The 14,652-nt window shown below is 67.7% G+C and carries 9 protein-coding genes; 5 read left to right on the forward strand and 4 right to left on the reverse strand.

Annotated features, from left to right (window positions below):
• Positions 1–15: 15 nt before the first annotated feature.
• A complete protein-coding gene (gene purL / locus ASD05_RS08765; RefSeq protein ID WP_056590535.1) occupies positions 16–3,984 on the reverse strand; it encodes a phosphoribosylformylglycinamidine synthase in 3,969 nt (1,322 codons plus the stop codon).
• A 239-nt stretch (positions 3,985–4,223) separates the two neighbouring features.
• Here purL and map point away from each other — a divergent pair, with 239 nt between their 5' ends.
• The 3 genes from map to ASD05_RS08780 are packed head-to-tail and all read left to right on the forward strand — an operon-like array spanning position 4,224 to position 8,758.
• On the forward strand, positions 4,224–5,048 hold the full coding sequence (map, locus tag ASD05_RS08770; RefSeq protein ID WP_056590539.1) for a type I methionyl aminopeptidase: 825 nt from the start codon (positions 4,224–4,226) through the stop codon (positions 5,046–5,048).
• A 22-nt stretch (positions 5,049–5,070) separates the two neighbouring features.
• Positions 5,071–7,677: a [protein-PII] uridylyltransferase gene (locus ASD05_RS08775; RefSeq protein ID WP_056590542.1), complete on the forward strand. Its 2,607-nt coding sequence runs from the start codon at positions 5,071–5,073 to the stop codon at positions 7,675–7,677.
• A gap of 43 nt (positions 7,678–7,720) precedes the next feature.
• On the forward strand, positions 7,721–8,758 hold the full coding sequence (locus ASD05_RS08780; protein ID WP_056590669.1) for a sensor domain-containing diguanylate cyclase: 1,038 nt from the start codon (positions 7,721–7,723) through the stop codon (positions 8,756–8,758).
• A gap of 19 nt (positions 8,759–8,777) precedes the next feature.
• Here ASD05_RS08780 and ASD05_RS08785 read toward each other — a convergent pair whose 3' ends face one another.
• Both ASD05_RS08785 and ASD05_RS08790 read right to left on the reverse strand, forming a co-directional pair.
• Entirely contained in the window at positions 8,778–10,127 is a 1,350-nt protein-coding gene (locus ASD05_RS08785; RefSeq protein ID WP_056590544.1) for a putative bifunctional diguanylate cyclase/phosphodiesterase, read from the reverse strand.
• Between the two features lie 124 nt (positions 10,128–10,251).
• On the reverse strand, positions 10,252–10,596 hold the full coding sequence (locus ASD05_RS08790) for a hypothetical protein (protein ID WP_056590547.1): 345 nt from the start codon (positions 10,594–10,596) through the stop codon (positions 10,252–10,254).
• A gap of 187 nt (positions 10,597–10,783) precedes the next feature.
• On the opposite strand from ASD05_RS08790, the gene ASD05_RS08795 reads away from it, so the two are divergent.
• Both ASD05_RS08795 and pgm read left to right on the forward strand, forming a co-directional pair.
• On the forward strand, positions 10,784–11,461 hold the full coding sequence (locus ASD05_RS08795; RefSeq protein WP_056590671.1) for an HAD family hydrolase: 678 nt from the start codon (positions 10,784–10,786) through the stop codon (positions 11,459–11,461).
• Entirely contained in the window at positions 11,458–13,113 is a 1,656-nt protein-coding gene (gene pgm, locus ASD05_RS08800; RefSeq protein ID WP_056590550.1) for a phosphoglucomutase (alpha-D-glucose-1,6-bisphosphate-dependent), read from the forward strand. The genes ASD05_RS08795 and pgm overlap by 4 nt, the downstream gene beginning before the upstream one ends.
• 49 nt (positions 13,114–13,162) lie before the next feature.
• Here the strand turns inward: pgm and ASD05_RS08805 are convergent, their stop codons facing one another.
• A complete protein-coding gene (locus tag ASD05_RS08805; RefSeq protein WP_056590553.1) occupies positions 13,163–14,524 on the reverse strand; it encodes a homoserine dehydrogenase in 1,362 nt (453 codons plus the stop codon).
• Between the last annotated feature and the right edge of the window lie 128 nt (positions 14,525–14,652).

The raw sequence follows: 14,652 nt of genomic DNA on the forward strand, positions 1-14,652 counted from the left end.
GACCTCGGGCGGCGGTCAACCCACCCACTTGCGCGCGTTGCGCCAGATCTGCATCCACGGGCTCAGCTCGCTGCGGTCGCCCGGCGTCCAGCTCATCTGGATGTTGCGGAACACGCGCTCGGGGTGAGGCATCACCGCGGTGAAGCGGCCATCGGGCGTGGTCACAGAGGTCAGGCCGCCCGCGCTGCCGTTCGGGTTGAACGGATACTGCTCGGTCGGTTGGCCGTGGTTGTCCACGAAGCGCATTGCGCCGATGGCCTTGGCGGCGTCGCCGCGGTGCTTGAAGTTGGCATAGCCCTCGCCGTGCGCCACCGCGATCGGCAGGCGGCTGCCGGCCATGCCCTGGAAGAAGATGCTCGGCGATTCGAGCACCTCGACCATCGACAGGCGCGCCTCGAAGCGCTCGCTCTGGTTGGTGGTGAAGCGCGGCCAGGCTTCGGCACCCGGAATGATGTCGGCCAGCTCGGCGAACATCTGGCAGCCGTTGCACACGCCCAGGCCGAAGGTGTCGGCGCGGCCGAAGAAGGTCTTGAACTGCTCGGCCAGCTTCGGGTTGAAGGTGATGCTGCGCGCCCAGCCGATGCCGGCGCCCAGCGTGTCGCCATAGCTGAAGCCGCCGCAGGCGACCACGCCCTTGAAATTGGCGAGGTCCGCCCTGCCCGTCTGCAGGTCGGTCATGTGGACGTCGAAGGCTTCGAAACCGGCTTCGGTGAAGGCGTAGGCCATCTCGACGTGCGAGTTGACGCCTTGTTCGCGAAGGATGGCGACCTTGGGGCGCGATTGCAGGATGGCCGGCGCCGCGGGCTGCGCATTCGGCAGGAACACATGCATGCCGGGGTCCGAAGGCACGCCTGCCGCCGCGTGCTCGGCATCGGCGCAGGCGGGGTTGTCGCGCTCGCGGGCGATCGTCCAGCTGACCGAGTCCCACACCTGGTGCAGGTCGTGCAGGCTCGCGCTGAACACCGACTTGGCATCGCGCCAGACTTCGAGCTTGCCCTTGCCGGCATCCATCGTGGAGCTCGCAGGCCGGGTCTTGCCGACGAAGTGGCTGTGGGTGCTCAGGCCGTGCGAGCGCAGCACCTGCATCACGTCGTTGCGCTCGGCCGTGCGCACCTGCAGCACCATGCCCAGCTCCTCGTTGAACAGCGCCTTGAGCGTGAGCTCTTCGCGCCGCGCGCTGACCTGCTGCGCCCAGTTCTTGGCGTCGCCGGTTTCCATGCGGCTGTCGGAAATGCCATCGCCTTCGGTAACGAGCATGTCGACGTTCAGCGCCACGCCGACATGGCCGGCGAAGGCCATTTCGCAAGCGGTGGCGAACAGGCCGCCGTCGCTGCGGTCGTGCATCGCGAGGATCTTGCCCTCGGCGCGCAGCGCGTTCACAGCATCGACCAGCGCCACGAGTTGCGCCGGGTCGTCGAGGTCAGGCACCTCATCGCCGCTCTGGTTGAGCGTCTGCGACAGGATGCTGCCGGCTATGCGGTGCTGGCCGCGGCCCAGGTCGATCAGCACCAGCGTGGTGTCGGCTTCTTCGGCGTCGAGCTGCGGCGTGAGCGTGCCGCGCACATCGGCCAGCGAGGCGAAGGCGGTGACGATCAGGCTCACGGGCGAGGTGACCTTCCTGGCTTCGCCGTTGTCCTTCCACTGCGTGCGCATCGACAGCGAATCCTTGCCGACCGGAATCGACACGCCCAGCGCCGGGCACAGCTCCAGGCCCACGGCCTTCACGGTCTCGTACAGCGCGGCGTCTTCGCCGGGTTCGCCGCAGGCCGCCATCCAGTTGGCCGAGAGCTTGACGCGCGAAAGTTCGATCGGCGCGGCCAGCAGGTTGGTGATGGCCTCGGCCACGGCCATGCGGCCCGAAGCCGGCGCGTCGAGCGCAGCCAGCGGCGTGCGCTCGCCCATGCTCATGGCTTCGCCGGCAAAGCCCTTGTAGTCGGCCAGCGTCACGGCGCAGTCGGCCACAGGCACCTGCCACGGGCCGACCATCTGGTCGCGGTGGCTCATGCCGCCCACGGTGCGGTCGCCGATGGTGATCAGGAAGCGCTTGGAGGCGACGGTCGGGTGCGAGAGCACATCGATGGCGGCCTTCTGCAGGTCGACGCCTGTCAGGTCGAGCGGTTTGAACGTGCGCGCCACGCTCTTCACGTCGCGGTGCATCTTGGGCGGCTTGCCGAGCAGCACGTCCATCGGCATGTCGACGGGCTGCACCTCGGCGCCTTCGTCGGCCACCAGCAGCTGGCGCTCTTCGGTCGCCACGCCGACCACCGAGAACGGGCAGCGCTCGCGCTCGCAGAAAGCCTTGAACTGCTCGAGCGATTCCGGCGCAATGGCCAGCACGTAGCGCTCCTGGCTTTCGTTGCACCAGATTTCCTTGGGGGCCATGCCCGACTCTTCGAGCGGCACGGCGCGCAGGTCGAAGCGCGCGCCGCGGCCGGCGTCGTTGGTCAGTTCGGGGAAGGCGTTGCTCAGGCCGCCCGCGCCCACGTCGTGGATCGCCAGGATCGGGTTGGCCGCGCCCTGCTGCCAGCAGTGGTTGATGACCTCCTGCGCGCGGCGCTCGATCTCGGGATTGCCGCGCTGCACCGAGTCGAAGTCGAGCTCGGCCGCGTTGGCGCCGGTGGCCATCGAGCTGGCGGCGCTGCCGCCCATGCCGATGCGCATGCCGGGGCCGCCGAGCTGGATCAGCAGCGAGCCGGCCGGGAACTGGATCTTCTTGGTCTGCGTGGCGTCGATGCTGCCGAGGCCACCCGCGATCATGATGGGCTTGTGATAGCCGCGCTGCACAGTGTCGAGGTCGCTCGCCACGGTCTGCTCGTACTCGCGGAAGTAGCCCAACAGGTTGGGCCGGCCGAATTCGTTGTTGAACGCGGCGCCGCCCAGCGGGCCCTCGGTCATGATCTGCAGCGGGCTCGCGATGTGCTCGGGCTTGCCGTAGTGGCCATCCTCCGGCCAGAGCTTCGACACGGTGAAGCCCGTCAGGCCCGCCTTGGGCTTGGAGCCGCGGCCGGTGGCGCCTTCGTCGCGGATCTCGCCGCCCGCGCCGGTCGAGGCGCCCGGGAATGGGGAAATCGCGGTCGGGTGGTTGTGCGTCTCGACCTTCATCAGCACGTGGTTCAGGGCGCTATCTTTTTGATAGCTCTGCGAGCCGTGGGCGGGAATGAAGCGCTCGATGGTCGCGCCTTCCATCACCGAGGCGTTGTCGGCATAGGCGATGACCGTGTGCTGCGGGTTTTGCTTCTCGGTGTGGCGAATCATCGAGAACAGGCTCTGGGGCTGCGCCTTGCCGTCGATGGTGAACTGGGCGTTGAAGATCTTGTGGCGGCAGTGCTCGCTGTTGGCCTGCGCGAACATCATCAGTTCGACGTCGCTGGGGTTGCGTCCGAGGCGGGTGAAGGCGTCGACCAGATAGTCGATCTCGTCCTCGGCCAGCGCCAGGCCGAAACCCGTGTTGGCGGCCACCAGCGCGGCGCGGCCGCCGGCCTGCACATCGACCTGCGCCATCGGCTGGGCCGGCAGCTCGCTGAAGAGGCTGGCCGCCTGCTCGACGGTGGCCAGCACCGATTCGGTCATGCGGTCATGCAGCGGGCCGGCCACCGCGGCGAGCGTGTCGCCCTCGATCACGGCCGCCTTGCCGATCAACGGGGCCTTGAGCTTCAGGTGGTACTGCGTGACGCGCTCGACCCGGCGCAATGCCAGGCCGCAGTTGTGGGCGATGTCGGTGGCCTTGGAAGCCCAGGGCGACACGGTGCCCAGGCGCGGCGTGACCACCACCGAGGTGCCCGCCTTGGCCGGCGCCTCGAAGGGCTCGCCGTAGGTCAGCAGCGCCGCAAAGCGCTCGCGGCCGGCCGCATCCAGCGCCGCGTCGGTGACCACGAGGTGCACGAACCGGGCCGAAATGCCCTCGATGCGCGGCTCGATGGCCTGCAGCTTCGGCAGCAGCTGCCGCGCGCGGAAGTCGCTGAGCGCGCTGCCGCCCTCGAACATGGTTACGACAGGAAGGGCTTGAGGTGCGGGCTGCGTCACGGTCGATGGGGGCCTCGAGGGCCGCGTTGGAATTCAAGGAAACGAGGCGGACGGCCGCTGACTGGGGTCATCCGCGTTAACCCGGAATTTTAGGCTAACGCCGGGCCGCCCCAAGTTGGCCATCCCCCTTGGGGGGCAGCGGGAACACGAAGTGCCCCGCGTCGGGGGCAGGTTCATTTGCTGGATGGGATAATTCGGGCATGAGCATTAACTACAAAGACGCTGCGGGCATCGAAGCCATGCGGGTCGCCTGCCGCCTTGGCTCCGAGGTGCTGGACTACCTCACCCCTTTCATCAAGCCCGGCATCACCACGAACGATGTCGACCGGCTGGCCGCCGAGTACATGGTCAAGCAGGGCACCACCTCCGCCACGGTGGGCTACATGGGCGCGAGCAGCGTCCCGTTCCCGAAGTCGCTCTGCACCTCGGTGAACCACGTGGTGTGCCACGGCATTCCCAATGACAAGCCCCTGAAGAAGGGCGACATCATGAACGTCGACGTGACCGTCATCAAGGACGGCTGGTTCGGCGACAACAGCCGCATGTTCGTGATCGGCGACGCCTCCATCGCCGCCAAGCGCCTGTGCAGCATCACCTACGAAGCCATGTGGCACGGCATCCTGCAGGTGCGCCCCGGTGCGCATCTGGGCGACGTGGGCCATGCGATCCAGCGGTTCGCCGAGGGCCAGGGCTTCTCGATCGTGCGCGAGTTCTGCGGCCATGGCGTGGGCCAGCGCTTCCACGAAGAACCCCAGGTGCTGCACTATGGCCGCCCGGGCACGATGGAAGAACTCAAGCCCGGCATGATCTTCACCATCGAGCCGATGATCAATGCCGGCAAGCGCGACGTGAAGGAAGACTTCAAGGGCGGCCAATACGACGGCTGGACCATCGTCACGCGCGACCATTCGCTGTCGGCCCAGTGGGAACACACGGTGCTCGTCACCGAGACCGGCTACGAGGTGTTGACGCTGTCCGCGGGCAGCCCGCCGCCGCCCTCCTTCGTCACCTCGACCAAAACCTGACGCGCGCACGCGCTCCCCGGCCGTGATCGAAGCAGCCAAGATCGACGTAGCGATGCTGCGCGAAGCCTACCGCGCCAAGAAGCTCGCCCTGTTCGACACCCTGCGCTTTGCGCGCGCCCCGACCCGCAGCGTGCACGCGGTGCTGCGCCAGCTCTCGGCGCTGGCCGACGAAACGCTCTGCACGCTGTGGCGCGAGGCCGGCTTCGGCGACTCGCTCACGCTGGCCGCCGTGGGCGGTTTCGGGCGCGGCGAGCTGTTTCCGTATTCCGACGTCGACGTGCTCCTGCTGCTGCCGCCGGAGGGCCACGAGAGCGCAATCGACCCGGCCCGCATCGAGGCCTTCATCGGCCATTGCTGGGACGCGGGCCTCGAGATCGGCTCCAGCGTGCGCACGGTCGAGGAATGCCTGGCCGAGGCCGAGAAGGACGTCACCGTCCAGACCTCGCTGCTCGAAGCACGCCTGATCGTGGGCGACAAGAAGCTCTTCACCGCGTTCCGCCGCCGCTTCACCCGCGCCATCGACCCGCAGGCCTTCTTCGTGGCCAAGTCGCAGGAAATGCGGCACCGCCACCAGAAGTTCGACAACACGCCCTACGCACTGGAGCCCAACTGCAAGGAATCGCCGGGTGGCCTGCGCGACCTGCAGACCATCCTCTGGATGACCAAGGCCGCCGGCTACGGCGGCCGCTGGGACGACCTCGCCAAGAACGGCCTGGCCACCCCGTTCGAGGCGCAGCAGATCAAGCGCAACGAGGCCCTGCTCTCGCTGATCCGCGCCCGGCTGCACGTGATTGCCAACCGGCGCGAAGACAGGCTGGTGTTCGACCTGCAGACGGCCGTGGCGGCAAGCTTCGGCTACGAAGGCGAGTCGCAGCGCAAGTCGAGCGAGGCGCTGATGCGGCGCTACTACTGGGCGGCCAAGGCGGTGTCGCAGCTCAACCAGATCCTGCTGCTCAACATTGCCGAGCGCTTGCAGCCCATCGACGAGCAGCACACGCCGATCAACGAGCGCTTCTACGAGCGTGCCGGCCTGATCGAGATCGCCAGCGACGACCTGTACGAACGCGAGCCGCATGCGGTGCTCGAAACCTTCCTGCTGTACCAGAAGACCATCGGCGTGCAGGGCCTGTCGGCGCGCACGCTGCGCGCGCTCTACAACGCGCGCCACGTGATGGACAGCAAGTTCCGCAACGACCCGGTCAACCACGACACGTTCATGCGGATCCTGATGCAGCCCTACGGCATCACGCATGCGTTCCGGCTGATGAACCAGACCTCGGTGCTGGGGCGCTACCTGCGGGTGTTCCGCAGCATCGTGGGGCAGATGCAGCACGACCTGTTCCACGTCTACACGGTGGACCAGCACATCCTGATGGTGCTGCGCAACGTGCGGCGCTTCTTCATCGCCGAGCATGCGCACGAATACCCGTTCTGCTCGCAGCTGGCGGCCGGCTGGGACAAGCCCTGGATCCTGTACGTGGCCGCCCTCTTCCACGACATCGCCAAGGGCCGCGGCGGCGACCACTCCACGCTCGGCGCGCGCGATGTTCAGCGTTTCTGCAAGCAGCACGGCATCGCCCGCGAAGATTCCAGGCTCATCGAGTTTCTGGTGGCCGAGCACCTGGTGATGAGCCAGGTCGCGCAGAAGCAGGACCTGAGCGACCCCGAGGTGATCGGCGCCTTCGCCAAGCGAGTGGGCAACGAGCGCTACCTGACGGCGCTCTACCTGCTGACCGTCGCCGACATCCGCGGCACCTCCCCGCGCGTGTGGAATGCCTGGAAAGGCAAGCTGCTCGAAGACCTGTACCGCTACACGCTGCGCGCGCTGGGCGGACGCATGCCCGACCCGGACGCCGAGGTCGAGTCGCGCAAGCGCGAGGCGCTGGTGCAGCTGGCCCTGCACGCGCAGCGCTTCGAGGCGCACAAGGCGCTGTGGGACACGCTCGACGTGGGCTATTTCATGCGCCACGATGCCACCGAGATCGCCTGGCATGCCAAGCAGCTCTCGCGCTTCGTGCCGCCCAAGAACGTGCCGGTCGACCCGAAGGCCCCGCCTGTGGTGCGCGCACACCTGTCTCCGGTAGGCGAAGGCCTGCAGGTGGTGGTCTACACGCCCGACCAGCCCGACCTGTTCGCGCGCATCTGCGGCTACTTCGACCAGGCGTCCTTCAGCATCCTGGACGCCAAGGTGCACACCGCGAGCAACGGCTACGCACTCGACACCTTCCAGGTGGTGACCACCTTCGTGCCCGACCACTACCGCGACCTGATCAGCATGGTCGAGTCGGGCCTGGCGCAGACACTCACCGAGGCCGGCGCCCTGCCCCCGCCCAGCATGGGCCGGGTCTCGCGCCGGGTGCGCAGCTTTCCGATCAAGCCGCGCATCAGCCTGTTGCCGGATGACAAGGCGCAGCGCTGGCTGCTCAACATCTCGGCCAGCGACCGTGCCGGCCTGCTGTACTCGGTGGCCCGGGTGCTGGCGCGCCATCACCTGAACCTGCAGCTCGCCAAGGTCACGACGCTGGGCGAGCGGGTGGAAGACACCTTCCTGATCAGCGGCCCTGAACTCCAGGGCCAAAAGACGCAACTGGCCATCGAAACCGAATTGATGGAAGCCCTGGCTTCTTGAAATTGCCCTCCCGAAAGCAACCGATGCCATCAGAATGTCGGCCATGGAATCCTTGATCGAACAGCTATCCGACTCCGTCTCCTCGGCCAAGACGCTGGAAGACCTCGCACGCCCGATGCTCGAAATGCTCGAGGCGGCGACGGGCCTGGAGTCGGCTTACCTCACGACCATCGACCTCGAGAAGGGCCGACAGCGCATCTTGTTCGCCCACAACGCCGGTGAATTGTCCCTGCCCGAGGGTGCGCCGGTGCCGTGGGCCGACACGCTCTGCCGGCACGCCCTGGAGGAAGGCCGCATCTACACGGACGACGCCGGCGGTTGCTGGGGCAATGCCGACGCCGCCCGCCGGCTCGGCATCCAGACCTGCGTGAGCGCACCGGTGACGGCCGGAAACGGCGACCTCTTCGGTGTCCTGTGCGGTGCCAGCTCACAACAGCTGCCGCTGCCGCCCCATGCAGAGCCGGTGCTGCGGCTTTTCGCGCGGCTGATCGGCCAGCAGGCGGAGCGCGAGCTGCTCGTCGCAAAGCTCAAGAAAGCCCAGGCCCAGCTCGCCACGCACGCCGCGACCGACGCACTCACCGGCCTGCCCAACCGCCGCGCGCTCACCGACGAACTGCAGCGCATGCTGGCGCAGGGCGCGCGCAGCGGCCAGAGCGTGCTGGTCGGCTACATCGACATGGACGATTTCAAGAAGATCAACGACACGCACGGCCACGAGACCGGCGACGAGTTCCTGTCGGCCATGGCGAAACAGCTCTCGGCCTCGGTGCGCGCAAGCGACATGCTGGCGCGCTTCGGCTCCGACGAATTCGTGGTGATCGGCCTCGGGCCCGCGCTGGACGAATCGCCGCGCACGGGAGCGCGGGCCATGGCCGACCGACTGGCGGAAAACACCATCTTCGAGCTGAAGCTGCGGAACCTGACGATCGACTACAGCGGCGCCAGTGTCGGCGTGGTGGCCGTCGACCCGCGCACGGTCTCCGCCGAGGCCGCCCTGCGCCAGGCCGACACCGCGATGCGCGCCGTCAAGCAAAGCCGCCGGGCCATGGTCCGCGACGCCGTAGTCTCCGCGTCCAGCTGAACGGACACCGCCGCAGCGCTCAGGCGCCGGGCAGCGCCGCCGCGTGGGTACCCCAAAGGGGGGCCCGCTCGTACTGCGCCACCCATTGCACGATGTCCTTGGCCGCCATCGGCATGGCAATGCCGTAGCCCTGGGCGAGCGTGCAGCCCAGGGCGAGCAGCTCTTCGCCCTGCTTCACCGTTTCGACGCCTTCGGCCACCGCCGTGAGCCCGAGCGCGTGGAGCAGCGCGATGATGCCCTGCACGATGGCGTGGTCCTGGCCGTTGTCGAGCATGCCGCGCACGAACGACTGGTCGATCTTCACGGTCGACACCGGCAGCTGGCGCAGGTAGGTGAGCGAGGAGTAGCCGGTGCCGAAGTCGTCGATGGTCACGCCCACGCCCAGCGTCTTGCAGGCTTCGACGAACAGCGCGACGTTCGCGAACTGGCTGATGGCCGTGGTTTCCAGGATCTCGAGCTCCAGCATGCCCGCACCCAGCTTCGGAAACTGCGCCAGGTGCCGCGCGAGCCGTTCGACGAAGTCCCAGCGCATCATGTGGCGCGGCGCCACATTCACGCTCACCGACATCTGCAGGCCCGCCAGGCGCCACTGGTGCGCCTGCCAAAGAGCCGTGGCGATGGCCCAGTCGCCGATCTGCTCGACCAGCGCGTCGTCTTCGATCAGCGGCACGAACTGGGCCGGCGGCAGCAGGCCGCGCTCGGGGTGCTGCCAACGCAGCAGCGCCTCGACGCCGACCACCACGCCGCGCTGCATGTCGACCTTGGGCTGGTAGACCAGGAAGAACTCGCCCTGCAGCAGGCCTTCCTGGATCCGCTGGCGCTCGCGCACCACCTGCTCGTCGGCGCGCGCCTGCGGCGCGTCGAAGTAATGCACCTTGCCATCGGCCGCGCGCTTGGCGAAGAAGGCGGCGTGCTGCGCCTGGCGCAGCGCGGTTTCAGGGGGCGGGCCATTGCTGTCGAGCAGCATGGCACCGATGCTCGCGTCAATGCTGCCCGCCTGGTCATGCCAGCTCCAGGGCTCGGCAAGGGAAGCCTGGATGCGCTCCAGCACCTGGGTGCACTGCGAGGTTCCGAGGCCGGCGAACAGGGCCGCGAATTCGTCGCCGCCCACGCGGGCCATCACGCTCTCGCGCGGCAGCTGAGCCTTGATGCGGCGGGCCACCTCCTTGAGGGCGACATTGCCCGCCACCATGCCAAGGCGGTCATTCAGCGAGGCAAAGCGGTCCACGTCGATGTAGCAGACGGCAGCCAGGCGCTTGCCTGCACGAGCCCAGTCGTCCATCAACGGGCGCAGCACCTCGTCCGGCGGGAGACGTGCCGACCCGTCGTAGTACGACGGCAAAGAGACTGTGGGTTGCTTGTTCGACAAAAGACTGGGCTCCGGAGGTCGCGGGCTATTGTTCCCCCAATTGGGGCGATTGCGTGTGTGGTAGCTAATATTAGTTACATGAGCGCTGTATTCGCGCAACACCCGAGCCCCCGCGCCTCGTCTTCTAGCCGCAATAGGCACCGACCACGCGGCCGGTCGGTTCGACCTGCACATTGAGCCTCGCCGTGTCCTGCACCGGATCGGCTTTTTCCGTGGCGGGCACCGTACGTGCCAGGCGGGCGCCGGCGCGCTGGCGCATCTCTTCCAGCAACTGCTGGCTGACGCGCAGGCCCAGGCCAAACCGCACGGCAGCAGCCTGGCAGGTTTCAGGCGGCGTGACGAAGCTCGGGGGTTCGGGGACTTCCGATGTCAGGGGCCGGTCGGCCGGTGGCGTCTGGCAGCCAGCCAGCAAAAGGCCCATGGCCACGGCCGGCAGACCGATCCAGTGGCGACCGTTGGTGATGCGCATCTGTCTTGCTCCTTCTTCAAACTGCAACCTGAGCAGGAGCTTATTCAATTCCGAGGGGCGATCCCCTGCACGGATCAAGGCAATGGATCTCGGAGCCTCGACAAAATCACGCTGCGGCCGTTCGGAGTCGCATTCGAGGCGTATGCTGGAAGCGACGCGCGCAGTTCAGGCCCACCCGCCACACACCATGACACCGCCCCCTGCCACCGTTTTTCTGATCGACGTCGACAACACCCTGCTCGACAACGACGGCATCATCGCCGACCTTCGCACCCATCTCGAACAGTCCTTCGGCGCCGAAAGCGCCAGCCGCTACTGGACGGCCTTCGAGCAATTGCGCAACGAGCTCGGCTATGTCGACTACCTCGGCGCCCTGCAACGCTACCGCGCCGAGGAAAGCAGCCGCGGCATGAGCAATTCGCGGCTGCTGCTGATGTCGGAATTTCTCATCGACTACCCCTTTGCCGACCGGCTCTACCCCGGCGCGCTGGAGACGCTGAAGCACCTGCGCGAGCGCGGGCCCACGGTGATCCTGTCCGACGGCGACGTCGTGTTCCAGCCGCGCAAGGTGCAACGCTCCGGCCTTTGGGACGCCACAGAGGGCCGCGTGCTGATCTACGTGCACAAGGAACAGATGCTCGACGCCGTCGAGCAGTGCTACCCCGCGCGGCACTACGTGATGATCGACGACAAGCTGCGCATCCTCTCAGCCATGAAGGCCATCTGGGGATCGCGCCTGACGACGGTCTTTGTGCGGCAGGGGCACTATGCGCTCGACACGCAGGCCAACGCCGCATATGCGCCCGCCGACATCGCCATCGAGCGCATCGGCGACATCGTCAACCTCGACTTTCCACCCGCATGAGCCAAGCAACCAACCCTCTCGCGGGAAAGCCCGCACCCATCGAACTGCTGGTCAACGTACCGCGCCTGATCTCCGCCTACTACACCGGACGGCCCGATCCGTCGGTGCCGAGCCAGCGCGTGGCCTTCGGCACCTCGGGGCACCGCGGCTCCTCGTTCGACGATGCGTTCAACGAATGGCACGTGCTGGCGATCAGCCAGGCGATCTGCGACTACCGCAAGCAGAAAGGCATCGACGGGCCGCTGTTCCTCGGGATCGACACGCACGCGCTGTCGACACCTGCCTTCAACAGCGCCGTCGAGGTACTCGCGGCCAACGGGGTCGAGCTGATGATCTCGAAGGATGACGAATACACGCCGACGCCGGCCGTGTCGCACGCCATCCTGGCCTTCAACCGCGGGCGCACGACGGGACTCGCCGACGGCATCGTCATCACCCCTTCGCACAACCCACCCGAGAGCGGCGGCTTCAAGTACAACCCGCCGAACGGTGGACCGGCGGGCACCGACATCACCTCGGCCGTCGAGGCGGCCGCCAACAGGATGCTGGCCAACGGGCTCGAAGGTGTGAAGCGCATGCCGCTCGCGCAGGCGCTACGCGCCTCGACCACGCACCGGCACGACTACCTGAACACCTATGTCGAAGACCTGGCGCAGGTGCTCGATATGGATGCCATTCGCGGCGTCGACATCGACCTGGGCGTCGACCCGCTGGGCGGCGCAGGCGTGCGCTACTGGCCCGCGATTGCCGAGCGCTACAAGCTCGCGCGGCTGAACGTACTGAGCCAGGAGGTCGACCCGACCTTCCGCTTCATGTCGCTCGACTGGGACGGCCGCATCCGCATGGACCCGTCGTCGCCCGACGCCATGCACAAGCTGATCGAACTGCAGGGCCGCTTCGGCATCGCCTTCGCCTGCGACACCGACCATGACCGCCACGGCATCGTGGCGGGCAGCACGGGCCTGATGCAGCCCAACAGCTACCTCGCGGTGATGATCGACTACCTCTACACGCACCGCCCGCAATGGCCGGCGCAGGCGGCCGTCGGCAAGACGGTGGTCAGCAGCCAGATGATCGACCGCGTGACGGCGCGGCTAGTGCGCAGGCTGTACGAGGTTCCGGTGGGCTTCAAGTGGTTCGTCGACGGGCTGGTCGATGCGTCGCTGGCTTTCGGCGGCGAAGAAAGCGCGGGCGCGACCTTCCTGCGCAAGGACGGCTCGGTGTGGACCACCGACAAGGACGGCCTCGTGCCCGCCCTGCTCTCGGCCGAGATCGCCGCGCGCACCGGGCGCGACCCTGGCGAGCGCTATGCCAAACTGACGCAGGCGCTGGGCCAGCCGGTGTCCGATCGCGTGGATGCCGCAGCTACGGTGGAGCAGAAGAAGCGGTTGTCGAGCCTGTCGCCCGAGCAGATCCGCTCGACCGAACTGGCGGGCGACCGGATCGTCAACGTGCTGAGCCATGCGCCGGGCAATGGCGCGGCCATCGGTGGCGTGAAGGTCGTGACCGAGAGCGGCTGGTTCGCGGCGCGGCCCTCCGGCACCGAGAACATCTACAAGATCTACGGCGAGAGCTTCAAGGGCAAAGACCACCTCGCGCGCATTCTTGAAGAAGCGCAGCACGTGGTGGACGGGGCACTCTCTGCGCCCTGAAGGAATGCAGGCGCTGATGCTTCGGCCGACCCCGGGCGGCGTTCGTGGCTTAACCCTCCAGCAGCTCCACGCACAGCGTCGCCACCGCGCCTGCCACCTCGGAACGCGCCTGCAACGCGTGCACGGCAAGGTCCAGCGTGCCCTGCGCCACCGGCCCCGTCAGCACCAGCACCTGCGGGCCGACGCCGGGGCGTTCAGCCGCCAGCGCGACCTGGCGCACCGGCACCTTCTGCTCCGCGAGGCAGGCCGTGACCGCCTGGATCTGGCTGACGGCGCACACCGGCACCCGCAGGTAGTGCGAGGTGTGCACGGCGGCACGCGGCAACACCGCCAGGGCGTTCGTCGCGTGCTCATGCACACCGAGGTGCGGCACGTGCTGCGCGGCATTCACGCCGTCGAGCCGCGCCACATCCACGAGATCGGCGATCACCGCCGAGGCCGTCTGCTCCGAACCGGCGCCCGCACCGTAGTACATCGTCAGGCCCGCCGCATCGCTCTTGACCATGACGGCGTTCATCGAACCGTTCACCTGTGCCATCAGATGCGTGGCGGGCACGAGCGCGGGCTCCACGCGAAGCTCGACGCCCGACGCCTGCCGGCGCGCCACGCCCAGCAGCTTGATGCGGTAGCCCAGTTGCTCGGCGCAGGCCACGTCCAGTCCTTGCAGGGCGGTGATGCCCTCCACTTGCACATCGGCGAAGCGCAGCGGCATGCCGAAGGCGTTGGCGGCCAGCAAAGACAGCTTGTGCGCGGCGTCGATGCCTTCGATGTCGAAGCTCGGGTCGGCCTCCGCATAGCCCAGCGCCTGGGCCTGCGCGAGCGCGGCGGCGAAGTCGAGGCCTTCATCGCGCATCTTGCTCAGGATGAAATTGGTGGTGCCGTTGATGATGCCGGCCACCCACTCGATGCGGTTGGCCGCCAGGCCTTCACGCAGCGCCTTGACGATGGGAATGCTCACGGCCACCGCCCCCTCGTAGGCCACGGTCACGCCCTGTTTTCGCGCGGCGGCGAAGATCTCGGCGCCGTGCACCGCGAGCAATGCCTTGTTGGCCGTGACCACATGCTTGCCGTGCGCAATGGCGGCCAGCACCCAGTCGCGCGCGGGACCGGTGCCGCCGGCCACCTCCACGACCACGTCGACGTCGGGATGCGCGGCAACCTGCATCGGGTCGGCCGTGAGCGCAACGCCCTCTCCCACGATGCTGGCGGCGCGCTCCAGGTTGCGCGCGGCAACGATCACAAGTTCGATAGCCCGGCCGGCCCGCGCCGCGATGTCGGCCTGGTTGCGCACGAGCACGCGGAAGGTGCCCGAACCCACGGTTCCGATACCGATCATCCCCACGCGCAGGGTACGGTTCAGCGCAGGGCGGCTGTGCAGGGGCTCGAGGGATTCAACGGGGTCGCGGTACATGGACATCTCCAGACGAAAAAACAAAACCCAGCTGCCAGAGCTGGGTTCATTCGTTCGGGGAGAGAGCGATACACCAGGTGGCTGCCGGAACGGCCACCTGCGCGTGCTCAGGTGGCCGCGGTGGTAAT

Source organism: Variovorax sp. Root434 (assembly GCF_001426595.1).
GTDB lineage: Bacteria > Pseudomonadota > Gammaproteobacteria > Burkholderiales > Burkholderiaceae_C > Variovorax.

Coding starts and splice junctions, on each gene's coding strand:
- ASD05_RS08790 (WP_056590547.1), bottom strand. CDS start 10,596: ATGCGCATCACCAACGGTCGCCACTGGATCGGTCTGCCGGCCGTGGCC.
- ASD05_RS08795 (WP_056590671.1), top strand. CDS start 10,784: ATGACACCGCCCCCTGCCACCGTTTTTCTGATCGACGTCGACAACACC.
- ASD05_RS08805 (WP_056590553.1), bottom strand. CDS start 14,524: ATGTACCGCGACCCCGTTGAATCCCTCGAGCCCCTGCACAGCCGCCCT.
- map (WP_056590539.1), top strand. CDS start 4,224: ATGAGCATTAACTACAAAGACGCTGCGGGCATCGAAGCCATGCGGGTC.
- purL (WP_056590535.1), bottom strand. CDS start 3,984: ATGTTCGAGGGCGGCAGCGCGCTCAGCGACTTCCGCGCGCGGCAGCTG.
- ASD05_RS08780 (WP_056590669.1), top strand. CDS start 7,721: ATGGAATCCTTGATCGAACAGCTATCCGACTCCGTCTCCTCGGCCAAG.
- pgm (WP_056590550.1), top strand. CDS start 11,458: ATGAGCCAAGCAACCAACCCTCTCGCGGGAAAGCCCGCACCCATCGAA.